General features: G+C 40.2%; 18 protein-coding genes. 6 read left to right on the top strand and 12 right to left on the bottom strand.

The window, feature by feature from the left end; translation table 11 throughout:
• Nucleotides 1-20 precede the first annotated feature (20 nt).
• Nucleotides 21-1,097 carry a RuBisCO accumulation factor 1 gene (locus V6C71_22135; protein HEY9771158.1) on the top strand — a complete coding sequence of 359 codons (1,077 nt, stop codon included), beginning with the start codon at nt 21-23 and terminating at the stop codon, nt 1,095-1,097.
• 63 nt (nt 1,098-1,160) lie between these two features.
• On the opposite strand, the gene tilS is transcribed toward V6C71_22135, so the two are convergent.
• Nucleotides 1,161-2,150: a tRNA lysidine(34) synthetase TilS gene (gene tilS / locus V6C71_22130; GenBank protein ID HEY9771157.1), complete on the bottom strand. Its 990-nt coding sequence runs from the start codon at nt 2,148-2,150 to the stop codon at nt 1,161-1,163.
• Nucleotides 2,151-2,638: 488 nt separating this feature from the next.
• Here tilS and V6C71_22125 point away from each other — a divergent pair, with 488 nt between their 5' ends.
• Nucleotides 2,639-3,655 (top strand): response regulator, encoded by a 1,017-nt coding sequence (locus V6C71_22125; GenBank protein ID HEY9771156.1) that lies wholly within the window; start codon nt 2,639-2,641, stop codon nt 3,653-3,655.
• Between the two features lie 167 nt (nt 3,656-3,822).
• Nucleotides 3,823-4,719, top strand: a complete 897-nt coding sequence (locus V6C71_22120) for a tetratricopeptide repeat protein (protein ID HEY9771155.1) — start codon at nt 3,823-3,825, stop codon at nt 4,717-4,719.
• A gap of 113 nt (nt 4,720-4,832) precedes the next feature.
• Here V6C71_22120 and V6C71_22115 read toward each other — a convergent pair whose 3' ends face one another.
• Nucleotides 4,833-5,537, bottom strand: coding sequence for a pirin family protein (locus V6C71_22115; GenBank protein ID HEY9771154.1), 705 nt, complete (start codon nt 5,535-5,537; stop codon nt 4,833-4,835).
• A 110-nt stretch (nt 5,538-5,647) separates the two neighbouring features.
• Between V6C71_22115 and V6C71_22110 the strand changes: the two genes are divergently transcribed.
• Nucleotides 5,648-6,535 carry a LysR family transcriptional regulator gene (locus V6C71_22110; protein ID HEY9771153.1) on the top strand — a complete coding sequence of 296 codons (888 nt, stop codon included), beginning with the start codon at nt 5,648-5,650 and terminating at the stop codon, nt 6,533-6,535.
• A gap of 197 nt (nt 6,536-6,732) precedes the next feature.
• Here V6C71_22110 and folE read toward each other — a convergent pair whose 3' ends face one another.
• From folE to V6C71_22080, 6 genes are all read right to left on the bottom strand, one after another.
• Nucleotides 6,733-7,458: a GTP cyclohydrolase I FolE gene (folE, locus tag V6C71_22105; GenBank protein HEY9771152.1), complete on the bottom strand. Its 726-nt coding sequence runs from the start codon at nt 7,456-7,458 to the stop codon at nt 6,733-6,735.
• Nucleotides 7,459-7,518: 60 nt separating this feature from the next.
• Nucleotides 7,519-8,250 carry an SDR family oxidoreductase gene (locus tag V6C71_22100; protein ID HEY9771151.1) on the bottom strand — a complete coding sequence of 244 codons (732 nt, stop codon included), beginning with the start codon at nt 8,248-8,250 and terminating at the stop codon, nt 7,519-7,521.
• A 409-nt stretch (nt 8,251-8,659) separates the two neighbouring features.
• Nucleotides 8,660-9,640 (bottom strand): acetyl-CoA carboxylase carboxyl transferase subunit alpha, encoded by a 981-nt coding sequence (gene accA, locus V6C71_22095; GenBank protein HEY9771150.1) that lies wholly within the window; start codon nt 9,638-9,640, stop codon nt 8,660-8,662.
• Between the two features lie 110 nt (nt 9,641-9,750).
• Nucleotides 9,751-10,770: an HD domain-containing phosphohydrolase gene (locus V6C71_22090; GenBank protein ID HEY9771149.1), complete on the bottom strand. Its 1,020-nt coding sequence runs from the start codon at nt 10,768-10,770 to the stop codon at nt 9,751-9,753.
• A 300-nt stretch (nt 10,771-11,070) separates the two neighbouring features.
• The gene (locus V6C71_22085; protein HEY9771148.1) at nt 11,071-12,003 is read right to left on the bottom strand and encodes an MnmC family methyltransferase; all 933 of its coding nucleotides are present in this window, start codon (nt 12,001-12,003) and stop codon (nt 11,071-11,073) included.
• A gap of 81 nt (nt 12,004-12,084) precedes the next feature.
• Nucleotides 12,085-12,426 carry a hypothetical protein gene (locus tag V6C71_22080; protein HEY9771147.1) on the bottom strand — a complete coding sequence of 114 codons (342 nt, stop codon included), beginning with the start codon at nt 12,424-12,426 and terminating at the stop codon, nt 12,085-12,087.
• A 407-nt stretch (nt 12,427-12,833) separates the two neighbouring features.
• Between V6C71_22080 and V6C71_22075 the strand changes: the two genes are divergently transcribed.
• Entirely contained in the window at nt 12,834-16,565 is a 3,732-nt protein-coding gene (locus V6C71_22075) for a GAF domain-containing protein (GenBank protein ID HEY9771146.1), read from the top strand.
• A gap of 449 nt (nt 16,566-17,014) precedes the next feature.
• Here the strand turns inward: V6C71_22075 and V6C71_22070 are convergent, their stop codons facing one another.
• Nucleotides 17,015-17,857 carry a DNA-formamidopyrimidine glycosylase gene (locus tag V6C71_22070; protein HEY9771145.1) on the bottom strand — a complete coding sequence of 281 codons (843 nt, stop codon included), beginning with the start codon at nt 17,855-17,857 and terminating at the stop codon, nt 17,015-17,017.
• Nucleotides 17,858-17,919: 62 nt separating this feature from the next.
• Nucleotides 17,920-18,531, bottom strand: coding sequence for a chromophore lyase CpcT/CpeT (locus tag V6C71_22065; GenBank protein HEY9771144.1), 612 nt, complete (start codon nt 18,529-18,531; stop codon nt 17,920-17,922).
• 811 nt (nt 18,532-19,342) lie between these two features.
• Between V6C71_22065 and V6C71_22060 the strand changes: the two genes are divergently transcribed.
• The gene (locus V6C71_22060; protein HEY9771143.1) at nt 19,343-20,143 is read left to right on the top strand and encodes an SDR family NAD(P)-dependent oxidoreductase; all 801 of its coding nucleotides are present in this window, start codon (nt 19,343-19,345) and stop codon (nt 20,141-20,143) included.
• A 185-nt stretch (nt 20,144-20,328) separates the two neighbouring features.
• Here V6C71_22060 and uvrC read toward each other — a convergent pair whose 3' ends face one another.
• Both uvrC and V6C71_22050 read right to left on the bottom strand, forming a co-directional pair.
• A complete protein-coding gene (uvrC, locus tag V6C71_22055) occupies nt 20,329-22,233 on the bottom strand; it encodes an excinuclease ABC subunit UvrC (GenBank protein ID HEY9771142.1) in 1,905 nt (634 codons plus the stop codon).
• Nucleotides 22,234-22,303: 70 nt separating this feature from the next.
• On the bottom strand, nt 22,304-22,618 hold the full coding sequence (locus tag V6C71_22050; GenBank protein ID HEY9771141.1) for a zinc ribbon domain-containing protein: 315 nt from the start codon (nt 22,616-22,618) through the stop codon (nt 22,304-22,306).
• Nucleotides 22,619-22,646: the final 28 nt, after the last annotated feature.

The following is a 22,646-nucleotide window of genomic DNA, read 5'->3' as shown; positions in this document are numbered from 1 at the left end:
GGAGAAATAAGAAGGAAGAGATGAATAATATGCCACAGGATAGTCGGGTAGAAATCTCAGAAGATCAAGCGCAGAAATTAATGCGCTCGCTACTGCACAAAGAAAACAGTTGGGTAGAGTGGGGACAAATTTGTCAAAAGTTACAAAAAGCAGGATACAGTACTCAAAGGATTTTTGAAGACACAGGATTTCAAAATAGTCAACAGAATTTGGTAATTGTAGCGTCTCAAGTTTTTGAGAATTTGGTTCAGGCAGATGTTAAACCTGAAGTCTTAGCTTATTTTAAAGGGCCCCGCAGCGACGTACTATATGAATTCCGTGTACTGAACCAAAAGCAGCGAGTAGATGCCAGCTTGCTTGCTTACGACAAGCGAATTGACGTAGATGGAGCGCATTTAGTGGCGAAGGCGATTAAAGATGTCTCGCGAATGTCTCAGTTACCAGAAGCCTTTACCAATCATCCTGGAGATTGGGTAGCCTATTTGTCTTGGAAACGAGCTAAAAGTCAAAAAGATCTGCAACAGCGATCGCGTTTAATTGCTCAAGGATTAAAATTTGCTCATTCAGCTACTGCCAGGGAAGCGATCGAAAAGTTATTAAGTGACTTTAGCGTAATCAAAAGTGCCACTGAACCATTGCTGCCTCTGTATCGTTTGGAATTAGAAGAAGAGCTACCCCGTATTGTTCCTTTGGCTGGCTCATATCCTTTAAATAACCAAGACATAGCAGCAGTAAATCGAGTCGAAATTCAGCAGCCTTTTGGCCAAATCTCAGTCAATAAAGGTATTTATGTTCCTATTCCTGGTTGGCAGGTAGTTCTCAAAGCTCAAGATCCAGTAGGTTATTTGTGTCCCAGCAATCTTCTGCCCAAGTATCTCGGTGGCAAGGTAGAAGAAGTTTTGGTCATTTTAGACCGAGCAAATAAAGATTGGGATGTTAATAGCTACTTAATTGTAGAAATAGAGCAAAAGTTAGAATTACGCTGGTTTGAAACCGAACCCGAATTACCAATTGTTGGTCAGTTAGTTTTAATTTTACGTCCTAAAAAAATCTTGGATGAAGGTAATATCACCCAACCTTGGCAAATGGACGACTAATACTAGAGTCAGAAGACAGAAGTCAGAAGTCAGAAGTAGGGACGTTCTATGGAACGTCCCTACTTAATTATGGCGATCGCACCGAGCAAAGATAATCCACTTTCCTGATACTTCGGCGATCGCACCTCCTGGTAAAGTAGAGCTACGGCTTTTGTTAGGTGCAGAAATTAATTTAATCACTGCTTCAATTTGAGCAAAATTTGGTTGTCTGTTGATTACCAAAGGTAAAAACTGCCGAATTGCTCGGCGTTGTATAGCTAAAGGTGCATTTTTTAGACAATCTCGATTTAGTCGATCGCTATTGGTTGCTCGTGCCTGCTGTAGTAAATCCTGAGCGGTGGTTTCCAAATACTCCATATCTGCGCGTAACAACTCTGCGGTTTGCGCCAGAGAGCTTTCCACTTTAGGATTAAAATGCTCCTGAAGATAAGGAATTAACTCGCCACGAATCCGATTACGAGCATATTGATTATTCTGATTAACTACATCAAACCAGATCGGCAGAGCGAACTGATGGCAAAATTCTAGGGTTTCTCGACGGTATATCCCTAAAATTGGTCGGACTAAAGTAACTTCCTCGGTCAAAGAGCGTTGCCAACTTAAGGCGGCTAATCCATCTCCCCCCGCACCACGGATCAGATTATAGAGCAAAGTTTCGGCGCGATCGCTTTTGGTATGTCCAGTAACAATATATTTAAAATCTTTTTCTCTAGCAATTGTGCTTAGAGCTTGATAACGCCATTGACGTGCTGCTGCTTCGGTTTCTGGTAAAACCCCAGCAATTTGAAGATAAAAAGGCAGCTGCCAGTTTTGAGCCACCTCAGCCACTCTTTCAGCGATGCCTGTATCTGTAGACCATTGATGAGCGCAATGAGCGATCGCTAATTGCCAATTCCACTTCGAGCGTAAATCTAATAACAACTTTCCCAGACATAAAGAATCTTGTCCACCAGACACGGCAATTAAAACTTTTTCTCCTGAAGGTAAAAGCGATCGCTGACGTAAAGTTTTATGTAATTTGGTATGAAGTTGAGTCCAATAAATTCTAGGCATATAATTATTCAGCTATTTATTAGCCAGAAATATTTAAAAATATAAAACTCGCTAAATTAAGAATACAGTCATGGTCTAGTCTTATGGAGTCACTAACAAAATGAAATAGTTTTGGCGATCGAGCGAGCGATCGACCTTTAGGCATAAAGTGCAATTAAACCTATTAATATAGTTGGTTTGACCCGTTTCTTTTCCTACAGCTAAAAATGTCTAGTTCTGGATAATTGACTATAAAATTTAGTTTGATAAATTCTAAACACACAGTAGTTTTGGAAAATTTATCTTCAATAATCCAAAGCAAATGGAAGCAAATTATTCCAGCTCTAAGTTGCTGTGGCTTAATTAAAGCGTAAAGATTCGGTAAAATAAATTTACATTATAAAGCTCTATAGGTAATCATATGTAAATAAATACTAGTACCGAAAAGCACTTAGCAAGTTCCTGGTTTCTAGTGGAGTTCTTTTGTCGCTTTTTAATTAATTTTTAATATGATTCGTGTTTTACTAGTTGACGATCAAAAAATGGTGAGAGAAAGTTTAAAAATTTCTCTTAAATCTGAAGCAGATATAGAAATAGTAGGAACTGCCAACAATGGAATTGCTGCAATTGAGCAAGTAGAACTTCTTCATCCAGACATTGTAATTATGAATATGGAGATGCCTGGTTTAGATGGAGCTAGTGCTACCAAACAAATAACCAATAGATTTACTGAGACTAAGGTTTTGATTCACACTTCTTGTGATAGTAATGAATATATTATTAAGTCTTTGGCAATGGGAGCTAAAGGTTATTTATTAAAAAATGTTGAGACTCAAGATCTAGCGGTAGCTATTCGCAACATTTATAGAGGTTATACGCAAATTGCCCCAGGATTATTAGAAAAACTTTTAATTTATACCGATTCAGGAGTAGTTATAAGCAAGCTTAAAAGTCCAGCCTCTTCTCGTCAACAAAGCACAACTATTACTCCAATTACTGTCAAACCTCAAAAAGCTATTTCTAATCTTCAGCTTGCTTGTCGTCAACAGCAAGATGAAATTGCTAAACTTCGTCGAAGTTTAGATAGCAGCCAGTCAGAATTACCCAAAATCAAAAGAAATCTTTCAAATCAAAATAGATACATCTGGCTAATTTCATTGGTGTGGTTAATATCCTTGTCAATATTGGGACTTTATCTGTTTGAACTTAATAACAAAACCAATAATCTTCAGCGCAGCGTGATTCCTACAGAGAGAGTAGGCTTGCATGGAGAGTTTAGTCTTAGTGGTATTGCTCAACGAGTAACCAAAGCATTCGAGCAAGATTCAGCACTAAGAGATGTTTCTACTGTTTATGTGGCACAAGAAGATGATGCCATAATTCTGACTGGGACTATTTCTAATGCCACTCTTTTAAGACGAATGGAAAATATTGCTTTGCAGGTTACAGGGGTAAGGAAAGTATACAGTAGCCAAATAGCAGTAAGACCAGAATTGACGGAAAATATTTTAAACTCAGGAAAATAAAGCTTCATAAAATTCATCTAGCATTTTCTTGCCCAGGCAGGCTTTCTGACAAGCCGTTTGTTTAGTTGGCAGGGTGCTGTTTACGTGAATAATATTAATAAAATTTGCCGTTCAGTAAGACAATGAAGTAACTTGTGAGTATTGATAATTAAAATTGAGACGGTGCTGTGTCTAAACGTAACTGGTTAATTTCTTTAATAGCTTGTGCTGGCATTTCTAGTTTATCTCTGCCAGTCAGGGGACAAGCTGTGCTGCCTTACGTACCTAAGCTAGATTCAGAAAAATTAGAATTGCAAGGATTGCAGTTGCTTCAAGATGCAGTGCAGTTGATTCGTTTCCAGCAGTATGATTTGGCATTACCCAGAGCAGAACTGGCAACTCAACTAGCTCCAGGTAATTACGATGTTTGGTTCATCTTAGGAAGTCTATACATTCAGCAAGAAAAAATAGACCAAGGAATAAAAGTCTTAGAAAAAGCAGAAAGCCTGGCTCCAGAACAACAAGGTATTTTGTTTTCTTTGGGCAACGCCTATTTTCAGAAAGGCGACTATGAAGCAGCGCGAGAAAAGTTAGAAGCTGGACTAGAAATAGAAAATAATTCTCCTGAAGCACTATTTGATTTAGGCAATACTTACCTCAAGCTAGCTCAGTTTGATGATGCGATTGACTCTTATGAAGCAGCTTTTGCTCAAGAAGCAACTTTTTGGCCGGCACTAAACAACGTGGGGTTAGTAGAATATGAGCAGGGCGATCGCCAGGCAGCGATCGCCAAGTGGGAGTCGGTAATTGAGGTAGATGGTAAACAGGCAGAGCCTCAGTTAGCTTTGGCGGTAGCCCTATTTAGGGAAGGTGAAGTTGATAAAGCGATTGAATTAGGTAAAGCTGCTCTAGAAATTGATAGTCGTTATGCTGATATTCAATTTCTGCAAGATAATCTTTGGGGAGAACAGCTAATTGAAGATACCCGTAAGTTTTTAAACAATCCTCAAATACAGGAAATTGTTTCTAATTATAAACAATCTACTCCACAAGAGTCAGATATTACTCCGCCACAGGGCTTATAAAGGGCGAACACAGGTTTCGCCCACAGTAAGGACACTAGAGACGTATTCTCTTTTTGTAAAACGGAGAAGAGACAAAAAGACAAGTTTAATTACTAACTATCCCTTGTCAGTTGCTACTTTGCCAGATCGAACAGCAAGATTTCACTATCTGAGCTATTTCCAGCGATCGCTATTTCGGCTTCATTGATTATTGCAGCACCATCGCCAGCCTGTAGTAAGCGATCGTTGAGTTTGACCTCACCTTTGGTAACCTGTAGCCATACAGCACGATTAGCGTTGATTTGATGGGTTATGCGATCGCTTTGGTTTAGTGAAGCAAGATAAAGATTCACGTCTTGATGAATTGTTACTGAGTTGTCTCGCCCATCCCGCGAGCCGACTAATCTTAACTTGCCCTGTCTTTGCTCTTGGTCAAAGTTCTTTTCTTCATAACTTGGTTGCAGTTCATTTTGCTCTGGCATAATCCAAATCTGTAACAAATGAACGGGATTAGTATCAGAAGCATTAAACTCGCTATGTCTTACCCCTGTACCTGCGGACATCCGTTGTATATCCCCTGGACGAATTACTGAGCCATTACCCATACTGTCGCGATGTTCTAATTCCCCTGAAAGAACATAGGAAATAATCTCCATGTCTCGATGTCCATGAGTGCCAAAACCTTTAGCAGGGATTATTTTATCTTCGTTAATCACCCTGAGACTGGCAAAACCCATCTGTTGTGGATCGAAATAGTTGCCAAAAGAAAAGGTATGTCTGCTGTCTAGCCACCCGAAGTTAGCGATGCCTCTTTCATCTTTATGACGAACAGTAATCATTTGGTTTTACCTCTTCTGCCTTTATTTTTATATATTTATTATGAATTACATTTAAATAAAAGACAATATGGTATTTAATAGACACATTGTCTCTATTATTTCTACAATCTATGGATAAATTTGCTAGTATGCAAGCCTTTACTCAAGTAGTGCAGTCAGGAGGATTTGCGGTGGCGGCGAGAAAAATAGGCGTATCGCGATCGACAGTTAATAAACTAGTGATCAATTTAGAAAATGAATTGAACGTACAGCTATTACAGCGTAGTACTCGTCAGGTTAATCCCACGCCTACAGGACTAGCTTTTTATGAACGATGCGTCAATATTTTGGCAGAACTCGAAGCAGCAGAAGTTGCCGTATCCGAGCTACAAACCAAACCAAAAGGAACGCTGAAAATAAACGCACCTATGTCTTTTGGTACTTTATATTTAGGCAAGGCGATCGCTGAATTTATGGTTCAATACCCAGAATTACAGATGCAGCTAACCTTAGACGATCGCTTGATCGATCCCATCGCTGAAGGCTACGATTTAACTATTAGAATCTCTCAGCCAGAAACATCCCCTAGCTTAGTTTGTCAGGCGATCGCACCTGTTTCCCGAGTTCTTTGCGCCGCTCCTCATTATCTGGAAAAATACAGTGTTCCCAACCATCCTACTGAACTAAGTCAACATTCGTGTCTGCATTACGGACAGATAGTTACAGGAAACCAATGGCAACTGTTTAATCAAGATCGAGAGTATCGGGTAACAGTAACAGGAGTGCTTTGTTCAAATAACGGCGAAGTATTAAAAGATGCAGCGGTACAAGGTTTGGGTATTGCTTTATTACCTACCTTTATTATCAAACAAGAGTTAGAGCAACAAACACTGGCGATCGTTTTACCCGACTATCAGCCACCAGCAATTTCTCTGTGTCTTGTCTATCCTTTGAATCGTCACTTGAATACAAAGATCAGGTTGTTTATCGAGTTTTTTAGGCAGAAATTTAGACAATAAATATAAACGAAAAATATTAGTCAAAGCAATTATCACTCTTGACGTTTTATATTTAATTTTGCCTAGCTACTTATTTGTATCGGTTAATTCTTATAGAGGTAAGCATTACTCACCTCTATAAGAATTAAGTTCTAATACAATCCAATACTGGAAGCAAAAATAAGCTTATTTCCTAGTACAACCTCTAATATCGTCTACTATACAAAACTGGGTTGATGGCGAATCAAGTTAAGAAATTCTTCGCGAGTCTTCTGCTCATCTTGAAACACGCCAATCATCGCGCTAGTGACTGTCCAAGAACCAGGTTTCTGTACTCCGCGCATCGACATACACATATGAGATGCTTCCATAACCACCGCAACTCCTTGAGGCTCTAATACCTGCTGCACTGCTTCAGCAATTTGTCGGGTGAGTCGCTCTTGAACCTGCAAACGACGAGCATACATCTCGACAATACGAGCTAGTTTGCTCAAGCCGACAACTTTTTGATTGGGAATATAGGCTACGTGCGCTCTACCCATAAAAGGCAACATATGATGTTCACACAAACTAAAGAAATTAATGTCTCTTACCAACACCATTTCGTTATGTCCTTCGTCAAAGATTGCTCCGTTAACCAGATCTTCCAAAGACTGATTGTAGCCACTAGTAAGATACTGCATCGCCTCGGCAACTCTTTTAGGAGTCTTCAGTAATCCTTCTCGCTCTGGATCTTCGCCTACCGACTCAAGCATGGTGTAGACTGCTTCCATCATTTTTTGTTGAGCAGCTTCAGAAGTTGCTTTGATTTGAGCAGCTTGTCCATTATGGGTATTACGATCTGGTCTACTGGCAACTTGGTCGAACAAACTAGATTTTAGGGGATTAGAACCATTATCTAAAGATTCAGAACGATTAGAACCGCTAGAAGAAACTATTGTCATAATTTATTAATATGAGTAAAACTCTGTTCTCTTGCTATTAAATTTAGTAATCATCGTTATCTATGATGCCCCTCCACTAGGCATAACGATCATCTCTTCTACTACCGCCTGATGGGGGAGCAAAGCTGTATGGAGTATCGATTGGGCAACAATTTCGGGGGTCAACATTGCTGAGCGGTCAAAATCTGCTTGTACGGTATTTGTGTCCCAAATTGGGGTATTTACCGAACCAGGAGAAATAGTCACGGTACGAATTCCATTTCCTCTCTCTTCAACTGACAAAACTTTGCCCAACGCAACCAAACCTGCTTTACTAACGCTATAAGCACCCCATTGAGGAAAAGCATTAAATGCTGCAATAGAAGCAACGTTAATAATAGTTCCTGAAGAGCGATCGCGCATCTGAGGTAAAACTCCTTGGATACACTGAAAAACGCTAGTTAGATTAAGCTCAAGTATTTTTTGCCAATCTGCTAAAGTTGTTTTACCTAAAGAATTGGTGTAACCCATTCCCGCATTATTGACTAAAATATCAATAGGACCAAATGAACTACATATTGCAGTAATTTGCTGAGTAACTTGGTTGACCACCGCTAAGTCTATCGGATAAATTCCTGCTTTGACTTGGGTTTTTAGCTGTATCTCTTCAGCTACCGCTTTGAGCTTATCTTGAGAACGGCTGACTAAAGCAACCTCAATTCCCGATTTAGCAAAAGCTAGAGCAGTTGCTTTTCCAATACCACTACTTGCACCTGTCACTATTGCTCGTAGTTGATTTGAGGGTGGATTCATCTTAGGTTTATTTTCTGATTTGCCAAACTCAATAAATATAAAATTGCACTATTGCAGTAATAATCGAGAAAACAGTTTAAAAAATTGCTTGATTAAAGATTGTTTGCTCGCTCGCCAGTAGTTTCGGATTGCTAAATACTTTTGCTACTGAGGATGTTCACTATAAAGGACTACAAGTGTTTATTTGACTAGATTGATTGTCATTTATTACTATTTGTTTAATGCCAGACTGTCGATAGAGTCAAAGCAAGCTAGTACATTTTCCACAATGTTACATTAAAATTAATGTAACAAAATGTTGCTTTAGCATTATAGCATTCCCAAATCTACATCTGCTTTTGAGGTGATAGTTAAGCGATCCCAGCTATAGTCTTACAGGCTTTTAGCTAATGTAGTCAGCCAAAGCTACCTAATTAGCAACAGTCTCGAAACGACCCATATTGCGAAACTTATCATAACGTAGGTCTTGTCTTTGTTGAGGTGTCATCTGCCATAATTGCTCTAAATTTTGCCAAATAACTTCTTTTAGTTTGGCTGCTGCTTCGACAGGATTGGCGTGTGCGCCACTGTTGGGTTCAGGAATAATCTGATCGATCAAACCTAGGTCTTTTAAATCCCAGGAAGTAATCTTTAAAGCTGCGGCTGCACGGTCAGATTTTTTGGCATCCTTCCAAAGAATTGCTGCACAGGCTTCAGGACTAGCCACCGTATAGACAGAATGTTCCAACATCAATAGACGATCGGCGACACCAATGCCTAATGCTCCGCCTGAACCACCTTCACCGATTACCGTGCAGATAATCGGCACATCAAAACCAAACATCTGTCGCAAATTATAGGCGATCGCCTCTCCTTGACCAAGCTTTTCTGCCTCAACCCCAGACCAAGCGCCAGGAGTATCGATAAAGCTCAAAATAGGCATACCAAACTTATTGGCGTGCTGCATTAATCTTAAAGCTTTGCGATAGCCGCTCGGGAAAGCCATCCCAAAATTGCGTGCTACATTATCCTTAGTATCTCTGCCTTTTTGATGTCCTACCACCACCACGGGACGACCATTAATGCGCGCAACACCTCCAACCAGTGCCGGGTCATCATAGCCTCCGCGATCGCCATGCAGCTCTAGCCATTCATCGCTAATTGCTTGAATATAATCTAGGGTACTAGGACGGCGAGGATGACGAGCTAGCTGTAGTCTTTGAGCTGGAGTAAGAGTACTGAATATTTCTTGCCTCAACTGTCCCGCCCTAACTTCTAGCTGCGTTATTTCGCTAGAGACATCAACTTGATTTTCTTCTGCTAGGTTTTTGATTTGCTCAATTCTAGACTCCAGCTCGCAAAGAGGCTTTTCAAAATCTAGTAAAAAGGTCTTACGCTTAGTTTTAGCCATAGCTTATGGATAGTTATTTATTTGCTCGTCATCCCCGCTTATTATTATCGGCTATTAAATAGCTTTTTGAACCAAGTTTTGTGACCAAGAATACCAAAATAGACCTATATTTACTGTTCTTGAGAATGAATAAAGATGGTAAACTGCTCAATCAGCTCAGGATTGCGCCAGCCTTTTTGGGCTTCCTCAATCATAATTTGTAATGCCTCAGTGGGATTATAAGCTTTTTTATGAGGGCGATCGCTGGTCAAAGCATCATAAATATCAATCACCTGAAATATTTGAGCCAAGTAAGGAATTTCTGTACCAGATAAACCATCGGGATAGCCTGTACCATCCCACCGTTCATGATGATGGCGAACAATCGGTAAAACCCCGCTACGGTTGCGTAGTGGCTGACAAATTTCCTCACTTAACAAAACGTGCTGTCCAATTAACTCTCTTTCTTCAACAGTCAATGTTTCGGTTTTGAGCATGACTGCATCAGGGATAGCGATTGTCCCAATGTCGTGTAGATGTGCAGCAAAAGCCAGATCGTCGATCTCTTTAGCACTTAATCCCAGATAATTTCCGAAAGATTTAACCAAAGAAGCAACACGAACACTACCACCTTTAGTGACCGAGCGATTGTCTACCGCTTTGGCAATAGTAAACAATACCTGTTCCATTTGGTTTAGTCCATCATTAATGCGTTTTTGGCTGATTAAAGACTTGACCCTCGTAGATAGTTCAATACGGTTAAGCGGCTTGACTAATACATCACTACCCCCAGCTTCCATCGCTTTAATTCGAGCTTCTCTGCTATCGGCAAGAGTGGTTAAAACTACGGGAATATTTGCAGTACGGTAATTTTCCTTTAATTGGCGACATAGGGTGTAGCTGTCTATCTGTCGCATCATCGCGTCAAGCAAAATCAGATCTGGCTGTTGTTGTGTGATGTTGTCAAAAATCGAAGTTATCGCCTCTGCTTCCATTACTTCGTAACCGTCTAATGTCAGAAGATCGAACGCTGTCATCCGACTTAAAGGATTTTCATCAACAATCAAAATTTTAGCAGTCGTCAAATTAGAGTTATTGCTCACTGAAGAACCTATCTTAGTAGCCAAAGAAAATTCGCCAACTTCTTTCATTATTTTCTCGAAGAATGAAAATTTTTATGCTGAATAGCTAATAATTGATTCTAGCTCAACTCAAAACCATAAAGGTTGGAGTAGTAGTTCTCAAATTTTTTAGCTGTCGATACCAGCCTAACTGGATCTTTAATTAAAACGACAAAATTAGTATAGAGTTTCTTTAACTTGTCACTAATACATATTATGAAGGTTCATTTTTTGTTTGAGATCGGTCATAATACTTAGTCCTAGCTGAATTTCAGCTATTCAACAAGAGTTTCAAAACCATGTTTAATCAAATTTACGGTCAAGTACGAGCTAAATATTTGACCTCAACCAGCGTTTTCGCCACTGAGAAGTAGACTCCATCTGACTCTTTTGCTGTTCTTGTTGCCGATTATAAATAATTTGTTCTGGTTTAGCTTGCAAACTGCGATCGCGATAAGGAATTGCCGCATGGGTTTGCAAGTGTTCCTGCTCTTTAATAGATAACATAGGTAAATTTTTATACTCAAAAGCAGCAAGCGTACCTGGAGACTTACGACCAGCACCCCTAATAGAGCCGAGATTTAACCCTGCGTTAAACAATGCGGTACGAACTGCTGCCGAACAAGAGTAAGTCGCGAGTCTTCCTGTGGGTGTAAGACATTGAGCTAATAAATCAATAAATTCTACAGTCCACAATTGCGGGCATTTGGGTGGTGAAAAAGGATCGAGAAAGATCGCATTAGCTCGCCAGCCTTCTTTAACTACTTTTTGAATGGTTTGCCTTGCATCACCTAATATTAATCTGGCTTTAAAGAACTTTCTGGTAACTATAGATTTATTTGATAATTCGGCTAACATCTCGGCAATAGACCATTCCCATTGCGCTAAAAGATTATGCTTCACTGCTTGGCGAGGAACATCCGCAGCTATTTCTAAAGCAATTAACTCTACTCGACATTGAGGATTAACTGACCAAATCGCTGACAAAGCAGCGGCACTATTGTAACCTAAGCCATAACAGACATCTAAAATACGAACAGTAGATTGTTGAACCGCTAGCTGCTTAATCAGGCATGGCTCAATGTATCTTACCTCCGCTTCCTGTTTAGCACCGAAGGATGAATGAAATGTTTCCTGAAATTCTAACGAGAAAAAAGTATACGAGCCGTCTTCGGTAAGCTGAGGAGTAAATTGACTAGCGTTCATGGCATCTATTTTAGTAGTTACTTTTAGCTGACTATCTGCTCTTTTGGCGATCGCCAACTCAGGTTAATCAAGAGGAACAAAGCCCGTTTTGGTTATTAGCTTTTGACCTTGAGGTGTAAGCAAGAAATTAGCGTATGCTTAACCAATTTGTGAACGATCATTTTGATTTTCATTTTGGAGAAATACCACATACAGATAATGAGTCAGGAGATATTGAGCAGTACCCAGGGCTTTAAAGTTTGATTGATTGCGCCGTTTGGGACATTCAGAAGCAGGTATTACAGGCTGTTGATAAGGAGTAACTAAATCATCTCTTTCCACACCCAGAGGCAATAGTTTAATTAAACACTGGGCAATAATTGCCTCCGTGGAATCATAGTAAATTCCCCCAGGATGATTGGCTAATTGACGCAGAGCTAAAGTTGTCGTCGGTACAAATTTTACATTTGACTCGAACTGTTGATTTTGAAGAATCTTCATCCTAAAAAGATCAACTAGATCTCCAGTACTAGGAGGAAGAGAATAAACAGTAATTGGCAGATTCTCTATTAAATCGATTTTAAACTCAGTAACGTGTTTGTTATCTATTCATATTACGTGGCAATGCTAACTCAAACTCAAAACTAAGCAAAAAATTATCAAGTCAATGCTACACCGACACGTCCGCGGTTAGATAAATTACTGGTAGACAAATAAATTTTGGAGTTATTACATCAATGTATATTAAGCTGTAGCTAATAAACGTTTAAGTAGTTTTACGGAAAAATAATTTTCAGAATCTGATTCTTACGACCGAGAATTTTATAAATCTTCTTAGATAAATTTTTTGCTCACAATTTTCTCCAATTTTTAGATTTTCGGAAGTTGTCTAGCTTATACCACGATCAATGACTCAATCTAGCGATTTAAAACTAAACAGTTATCAGAATCTTGAAGAACTTTTTCACATTACTGTTGAAACAACTAGAAAAACTTTAAAGTGCGATCGCGTCATTATCTATGATGCTAGTGAACTACCAAAAGCAGAGGTGATCGCTGAATCTGTTGACTCTGTACATGCTTCTATTTTAGGACGAACGATTATCGATCCTTTTTTAGAAGATGATTATTTAGAAATGTACTGCTATGGTCAGGCTGTAGCTGTAGATGATATTTACACCGTAGATGTCGGTCAAAATCAATTAGAAGATCTAAAAGAGCTAAAGATTAAAGGTCTGGCGATCGCACCAATTTCCGTCGGTAATAAACTATTAGCTTTTCTGGTAGCTCATCAATGCTCTAAACTTCAACCTTGGCATCCTAAAGCAGTTAGTTTTCTGACAGAGAAAGCCAACATCACAGGTTTTGCGCTTTCCAATATTGTTAAAACCCAAAAGTCAAAACTCAACTCAACAAATCAGGTAACAGAAAGTCACAGATTACTCCGCCGTCCTAAAGGACGACGCGAAGCTAGTGCTTTAGCATACCGCTCCGCATATAAAACGACGGAGACGGCACGGACCGTTGGTCAACAAAAAGGGAATTCTCTAACCATGGATCGAATGAAAAACGGTAATGAGAACGGCAATGAGATTGGAATTATCAAGCCTATAGATCCTATAGAACAAAAAACCAAGGTTCAAGAGAATATAAATAGTTCGTTTGCCGAGGTTAATGAGAAGATAGCCAATGAATTAGGGCAGGAAAATATTCTTAATACCACAGTTAAAGAAGTAAGGCATTTACTCAATTGCGATCGCGTGGTGGTTTATAGTCTAGACGAAAATAATTACGGGATAGTAATAGCTGAATCGGTTGGTGCGCAATGGTCTAAAGCTCAGGGAAAAATGTTTGACGATCCTTGTTTGGCAGTTAGATATATCGACGAATATCGTCATGGTAGAGTTCGGGTTTTGGATGATATTCATCAGGCAAAAGTGACTCCCTGTTACCTCGAACAGTTGGAAGAATTAGAAGTCAAAGCTAACTTAGTTGCACCAATTGTTAGTGAAGACAAATTATTTGGTTTACTAATTGCCCACCAGTGTTCTGAAGCTCGCAGTTGGCAAGAACAAGAAATTGACTGTGTAACTGAAATTGCGACACAAGTAGGTATTTTGCTGGAATACACCAAAGTATTGGCACAAACAGAGTCAAAACAGCAAGAACTATTGGCTAGCAACGAAAGCCAGTGGAACGAGCATTTTACCGATGCGATTCAGTATATTCGTATTTCACTCAACCAAGAAGATATCTTAAAAGCCAGTGTTAAAGAAGTACGGCGGGTTTTAAATTGCGATCGCGTTGTAGTTTACAGTCTCAACCAGAATTTTCGCTATGGCACGGTAATCGCCGAATCTGTTGCCCCTGGCTGGACAAGAGCTTTAAATAAGGAAATAGACGATCCTTGTTTTGAACCTACTTATCGCGATAAATATCTCAACGGTAGAGTTGGCGCCTGGAGCAATATTTATGAAGCAGGAGTGACTAGATGCTATATCGAGCAGCTAGAAGAGCTGGAGGTTAAAGCCAATTTGGTTGCGCCAATCATCAGTGAAGGCAAATTATTTGGTTTACTAATTGCACATCAGTGTTCTGACTTTCGACAATGGCAGCAGCCAGAAATTCGTTGGGTAGCCCAAATTGCCACTCAGGTAGGCTTTGCTTTAGATAATGCCAAGCTACTAGCTGATGCCAAACAACTCCAAAATGAACTGGAAAACGAAGCCAAACTAACCAAGTATTTTACTGACGCTACTCGCTATATTCGAGAATCTTTACAGCGAGAAGACATTCTCGAAGTTAGTGTTGAAGAAGTACGGCGGGTTTTAAATTGCGATCGCGTTGTAGTTTACAGTCTTAACCAGAATCTTCGCTATGGCACGGTAATTGCTGAATCTGTTGCCCCTGGCTGGACAAGAGCTTTGAATAAGGAAATAGACGATCCTTGTTTTGAACCTACTTATCGAGACAAATATCGCAACGGTAGAGTTCGCGCGTGGAGCAATATTTATGAAGCAGGAATGACTAGCTGTTATATCGAGCAGCTAGAAAAGCTACAGGTTAAAGCCAATTTGGTTACGCCAATAGTTAGTGAAGGTAAATTGTTTGGTTTATTAGTAGCACACCAGTGTTCTGACTTTCGACAATGGCAGCATCCAGAAATTCGCTGGGTAACTCAAATTTCGACTCAGGTGGGTTTTGCCCTTGATAATGCTGAACTGTTAGCCGATGCCAAACGACTTAGCCAGCAGGTAGAAGACGAAAGTAAGTGGACGACATATTTTACCGATGCCATCCAACATATTCGTACCTCTCTCAAAACAGAAGATATTCTGCAAAATAGCGTTCGGGAAGTACGTAGAGTAATAGACTGCGATCGCGTGGTTGTGTATAGCCTCAACCAGAATCTTCGCTATGGCACGGTAATTGCTGAATCTGTTGCCCCTGGATGGACAAGAGCTTTGGGTAAAAAAATAGACGATCCCTGCTTTGAACCTACTTATCGCGACAAATATCGCAACGGTAGAGTTCGCGCTTGGAACAATATCTATGAAGCAGGAATGACTAGATGCTATATCGAGCAGCTAGAAAAGCTAGAGGTTAAAGCCAATTTGGTTACGCCAATTATTAATGAAGGTAAACTGTTTGGTTTACTAGTTGCTCATCAGTGTTCAGCTACACGTGATTGGCAACAGCCAGAAATTCGTTGGGTAGCCCAAATTGCTGCTCAGGTAGGTTTTGCTCTAGATAACGCTAAACTGCTAGAGCAATTAAACCAGTCTAATAAGACGAGTAATCAGGTATCCTATCAGCAATATCAGCAAACAGAAACCCTCAAACATCAGGTAGTTGAAATATTGGCCGATAACGGAGATGCTTATCAAACTCTTTCTCAGGAAGCGATGCGTCAGTCTGAGACTACAATTAATGTTTTACATCAAATTCAAAAGGTAGCTGATTCATTTAATGGCATAGCTTTAAATGCGCAACAGCTTAAGTTTCAAGAGCAGCAAAACAATTTAGCACTAAAAGATACTCAGGAAAGTTTAGATTTTGCTGTCAATAGCATTGCCAATATTCAACGCACCGTTCAAAATGTTGCGGTTGGATTTGATAATCTGAGTCATTCTTCCCAAAAGCTGGCTGAAACAATTAACGTCATCAAAGATTTGAGTAAGCAAATTGTTCAACAATCTATGAGCATAACTAGAGTAGTAAATCGTAGTCAGATTGAAGCAAACAGTCAAAACTCGGTTATGGATTTATCTGATACCATTTTTTCTTTGATGCAGCAGTTGTTTGAAGCTTCTGCTCAAGTCGAACCTTTATTTGCCAATATACAGATAGAAGCTAGAGAAAAGGCAATGGCTATAGACTCAGGAACACAACAGCTAATTAGTGGCGTGGAAGAATTTCAAATAGTCCGTCAAAAGCTAGAGCGAGTTGTTGCTTTGAATAATAAGATGAATAGCCTGATTGAAAATATTTCTCAGTCGGTAGAAAATCAGACGCAAAGTTCAATATTTGCTAAAGATTCTGTACAGGAAGTGGCAAGCATTGCCGAGCGAATTTCGGTACAGTCGATGAGTATCACTCAATCTTTCAATCAACTAGTCATACTCATCCAAAAACTTTGATTGGGAGTAAAGCTAGGGAACAAATTTGTGACCGCCTTCCGCGGTCAACGCACGCATATGCCCTAAAGGATTCACGGATAAACCGCACTCCGCCCTTCGGTCTCGGAGCGGTATGCTAAAGCCCTAAAGGATTCCCTTCGGTCACACTAGCCCTAAAGGATTAGCGCCTGGAGGCGCGTCCTTCGCGTCGTCCTTTAGGACCGTCGTTTTACAAGGGGCTGTCCTAAAGCATTTGCCGAAGCAAGTCCTTTAGGACTCAGCTAGTCCGTGCATGATAAGCTTCGCCCTAAAGGATATGCCAATCACGGATTCACGGATAAACCGCACTCCGCCCTTCGGTCTCGGAGCGGTATCCTTTAGGACTAGCCCTAAAGGATTAGCTCCTTACGTCGCGTCCTTCGCGTCGCATAATCATGCGCGGATAGGCCCGTGGCGGTGTAACGTTGACCTTAACTTTGACAACTAGGGCAGAAATGAGATGATCGCCCGCCTAATTTTGTCTTTTCAATGAGCGTATCACAGACACGACAGGGTTCGCCTTTTCTGCCATAAACCGAGGCTGTCGCACCATAATTGCCACTAACGCCCAACAAATCGAGAAAATCACTAAAGGTTGTACCACCTTTTTCTAGGGAAATTTGTAGGACATCAATAATTGCTTGGTGTAATCGCTTAATCTGCATCTGTGTTAGATCGGCTGCTACCGTATCAGGCAGAATACCGCTTTTAAATAAAGCTTCGTCAGCATATATATTGCCAATACCCGCCACGATACTTTGATCCAGCAGCATTGTCTTAATATGGCGGCGACGATTACTTAACTGATTAACCAAATATTTTACTGAAAAATCAGCAGCAAAAGGTTCAGGTCCTAATTTTTGCAACCCAGTAATAATTGATTGAATTTCTTTTTCGGCAGGGACATACCAAAATTTGCCGAAGGTACGAGCATCGACAAAGCGCAATTCTTGATTATTAGCAAACAGCAGACGGATGCGGGTATGTTTTTGTAGCGGACAATCTTGTGGTAGCCAGAGAAGTTGTCCTGTCATGCGCAGATGCACCCCCAACCAGCCAGCAGATCGATCGCATTCTAACTGGGCAAGAAGATATTTACCCCGTCTGTACCATTGGGCGATCGCAACTCCAGTAATAGCCTGCTCAAATTCCTCTAAACAAGAGGGATAAGCCACTGTCCTAGCTAGTAAAACTTCAACCTTCTGGATTGGTTGTTTAGTAGTTAAATTATTTAATCCACGTCGGACTGTTTCTACTTCTGGTAGTTCGGGCAAGGTGCATCTTCCTTAATTAAATGCAGTTTAAAGTCTAGTTTACCAGCCTATATGAATAGATCTTAGATCGTGCTTCTATCGAGCGAGGGAATTACTTCCTCGGCAAAACTCTGATTCGAGAAAAATTCAAATGGCCCAGCGATCGATCCCCAAATTAGTTCATCTGTTTCGGGATCGCGTCCACGATCGTAGCTAGTTAGTTGGCGATCGGTAACTTCAAAGCTATTATCCAAATAAGTTATTTTGCCCTGGCGTTCTACAATACAGGCTTTGCCAGGCTTGATTTGTCCTTGAAAACTGCTGCCTGTCCAGGTTACATTCATGTCGCAACCCTCCATTTTTTCAACTAAATCAGGAGTGAGAGTGCTTAATAGGTCTAGGTTACGAGATGCACCATAAAACTTTTCTTGTTCTCTTACTTTATAGTTTTCTAATTCGATGCGATCGTCTACCACACTTAATTTAATAATCCGCAAACGATAGGGTTGATCGAGCATAAAATCGTAAGCCTGTTCCAGAAACAAGCTGATGCCGTCAAGCAAATCATTGGGTAAAGGACGCATACAAACACGTATATGAGCAAAAAAAGGTGGATTAGCATAGGCTTGCGCTTGATTACTAAAGTCTGATGCCATCCAACGGGCGAGGGTAGTTATATCTTGAGAATGAGACATTTATCGGTAGTTGCTAAAAATTTAAGTATTGCTTTTCTTTGATTTTATAATTATTCCCAATTAGAACGGCAAGTTGTTTTTCGGCAGATAACAACTACGTCGGGGATTTACGTAATGACAAAATAGCTTAAAAAATTTGAGGCATCAAGCACGTCGGCAATAGGCACAAGAGAATTGCAGACATTCTCAATTAATTAAGTGCGTTAGTTTCAATATCCTCTTAGGGAATAAAAAACTAGACTTACTCGCCATCCAAATATTAGTAAAAATTATCTTTTATATAACTAAATATTAATTTATTTTTACTAAAGTCTCAAAGCTATATTTTGCCTGTTTTATCAAAAACTTTAGTGAATAAAATTTAGCAATTGCCATCTTTGATACTAAAACTAGCTCCAACCTTTATCTTTTTTTGTTAAGGTATGCAAAGTTAGAAAAATACCTAAAAATTATAATGTGTTATGCAAAACATTTAGCCAAATATTCAGCAAATACTTATGTGTTAAAATTTTTGCCAAGTTTAACAAAGAAAATAGATTATTGGCAACTATAGATCGTTAACTTGATTATATTTTGAGCATATATTTTCAAGCAATATATTTGCCAACCTTGTTCATAAGGAGAAGTAAAACTATAGATAAGGCGATTAAAGTAGCATTAATTACGGATGTGGCTAAATAAAATAGTATTTGTAAATAAATCTAGTAAATACAAAATACGATTAAGCATCAACTCTATCTCCTAAAATAATCGAATAGATAATTGCTTAAGTTAATTGCCATAATTCACCAGCATAGTGAGGTTTTAATTTATGAATATCAAAGGAAAAACAGCTTTAATTACTGGTGCTTCTCGCGGTATTGGAAAAGCGATCGCTTTAGAACTAGCCCGACAAGGTATTCAACATTTACTATTAGTAGCTAGGGATCGACAAAGGCTATCTGAAGTCGCAACAGAAATTACCACTATGGGAGTTAAAGTAACTACTTTATCTTTAGATCTCACCCAATCAGCTTCAATCGATATTGCGATCGCTCAGGCATGGCGTACTCATCGACCAATTCATATATTAATAAACTGTGCCGGAGTCGCTCATCAAGCACCCTTCCTCGAAACTCGGCTACCAAAAGTTGAAGAAGAAATTTCGCTTAACTTAATCGGTATGATGACCATTACCCGTCTGATGGCAAAACGTATGGCAAATCGCCAAGAAGGCACGATCGTTAACGTTTCTAGCTTGATGGGTAAAGTTGCAGCCCCTACCATGTCTACTTATTCGGCAACCAAGTTTGCTATTATTGGTTTTACTCAAGCCCTACGAAGCGAATTAGCCGATCACAATATTAAAGTTGTGGCATTGCTACCAACATTAACGGATACTGATATGGCGCGTGAGCTTAAGTTGTTTCGCTGGGTAATGCCGATGACTCCCGAAAAAGTGGCTCAGGCATTAGTTTCAGGGCTATACAAAAACTCAGGGGAGATTTTAGTAGGCTGGCAGAGTTATTTAGCTGTTTGGGGTCAGCGTATTTTTCCTCGGTTGATGCAGAGAATTTTAATGATTGCTGCACCAAGTATACAAAACAAAATTTATGCAAAAGCCAACGGTTAATAGCCAACTGTGACAAGTTAAAGCTAGTAGGTTGGGTATTGAAAATTAGTTTGGGCCCCCTAGCCCCCAAGCTTGGGGGAATCAACCCAGCATTTTAGCCTAGACGTGGTACTACCAAGTCTGTGATTACTAAAAATAGTCGTATTTTGTACATCATTACCTAAATTAGCAACGCCTTAATTAATTTAGCTGGGATGGAAATAATTATAAATTTCCTGTGCCAAACCTCGACCAATACCAGGGGCTTCAGTTAGCTTATCTACGCTTGCCTCGCGGATATAGTCAATCGAGTGAAAATGAGCCAGAAGTTGCTTTTGGCGATGGAAACCCAAGCCAGGAATTTCGGCTAAACGCGATCGCCTGCTGCTTTTTAGTCGCTGTTGACGATGGAAACTAACGGCAAAGCGGTGAGACTCATCTCGCACTCTTCTCAGTAGCTGTACCCCTGGTTGTTCAGAGTCGGTATCTAAAGGAATTGATTCTCCTGGTAAAAAGATTTCTTCTCTTTTTTTAGCTAAACTAACTACCTTAACTACATCTAGTAAATTCATCTCTTGCAGTATTTTAACCACCGCAGATAATTGTCCTTTACCACCATCAATCATTAATAGATTGGGAAAATCTGCTTCGCCTTCTTGATGTTTAAAATTATCCCAGGGAATATCTGGTTCTGCTTCACGTTTATACTTGCGAAAGCGACGGCTAATTACCTCTGCCAGAGAAGCAAAGTCATCAGAACGACCAATTTTAACATCAGGATTTTTAATTTTGTAATGACGGTAATATTGTTTGGCAGGGACACCATCAATAAAAACTACCTGAGAAGCTACGGCGTTTGAACCTTGTATATGCGAAATATCATACCCTTCGATGCGTTTAGGCAGTTCAGGTAAATCGAGAATTGTCGCTAAATCCTGTAAAGCCAGAGTATTGCGATCGCTTACTCGCTGAGTACGTTCTAATTCATAATTGGCGTTGCGTTCCACCATTTCAATCAGTTCAGCTTTAACCTGCCTCTGAGGATTGATTAAGCTAATTTTTCGACCTTTTTGATCGCCCAACCATTCAGTTAAAATTTCTCCTTCTGGTAATTCGTGCTGTACCAAAATTTCGGTCGGGATTTCTACCGCCTCCACCGTAGCGTAGTGTTCTTCTAATACCCGCTGTAAAATTGCCCCAGGCGTGCCAGATTTAGCATCGGCAAAAAAGCCCAATCGTCCGACTAATTTACCCGCACGTATTTGAAATAGTTGAATACAACAGTGTTTTTCGTCCGCAGCTAGCGCGATCGCATCGCGGGAGACAGTATCATCAGGTAAGGATACTTTTTGCTCGGCATTGAGATTAGATAATGCTTTGAGCCGATCGCGATATTGAGCAGCTTTTTCAAAGTCTAATCTTTCTACTGCTTTGTCCATCTGAGCTTTTAATGTATCTACCAATTCATCACTTCTTCCTTGGAATACCATCGCTACTTTCTGGACGATCTTTTTGTATTCTTCGGGAGTAATCATTGATTGACATACTCCTGGACATCTTCCCATGTCATAGTTGAGACAAGGACGATCTTTAAATAAAGGTTTGGGACGCTGACGCAGAGGAAAAACCCGCTTAATTGTATGTAGAGTGTACCGCAGCAGACGGGTATCTACATAGGGGCCATAATAGCGATCGCGCTGATTTGTTGCCCGACGTTTGCGGGTAATAAAAATACGAGGGTAATCTTCTGACCAAGTGATGCAAACATAAGGATATTTTTTATCATCCTTAAGCAAGACATTATAGTAAGGCTGATGTTTCTTAACTAAGTTGGCTTCTAACGCCAAAGCCTCTGCTTCGGTGTCGGTGACAATAAATTCAATCTCCGTTACCTGACGTACCATCATGGCAATGCGATCGCTCAGTTTTTGTGCTGTGCGAAAATAAGAACGGACTCGCGATCGCAGTTTTTTGGACTTGCCGATATATAAAATGTCCCCGCTACTATTCCGCATGAAATACACCCCAGCTTCGGGGGGAATCTCCTGTAGACGAGCTTCGAGGCGTTCTGGCTGCTTTATTAGTGGTCTGGTTTCAGTCGATGCACTCATAGGTTTAAATTGCTCTTTTGACATCCTCCCAACCGCTAAATCAGAGATTATAGCGGGGGATTCCTAAGACTCACGACTTAGGTTTCTGTTTCCTTCCCTTACGGGTTTTGCTCAACTGCCCTTTAGAACTATGTCTATCAGGTCTTATGTCCGATCCGCAGACAATCACGGCAAGCCCTGCCGCGAGTATATTCGATCCTGCATTGATATCTCTGTCAATACCTTGGGTGTTGCAGCTAGTGCAATCCCAGGTACGAACATCAAGAGGCAATTTATCCATTACGAAACCGCAATGGCTGCATCGCTTACTACTGGGGAAAAATCGGTCAATTTTAACCAATGTGCGTCCGTACCATTCACATTTATATTCAAGCTGACGAAACATTTCGCCCCAAGCAGCATCGCTAATACTA

Source organism: Coleofasciculaceae cyanobacterium (assembly GCA_036703275.1).
Lineage (GTDB): Bacteria > Cyanobacteriota > Cyanobacteriia > Cyanobacteriales > Xenococcaceae > Waterburya.
Note: the sequence above shows the minus strand (reverse complement) of the source record. Positions and strands in the feature narration are given on the sequence as shown.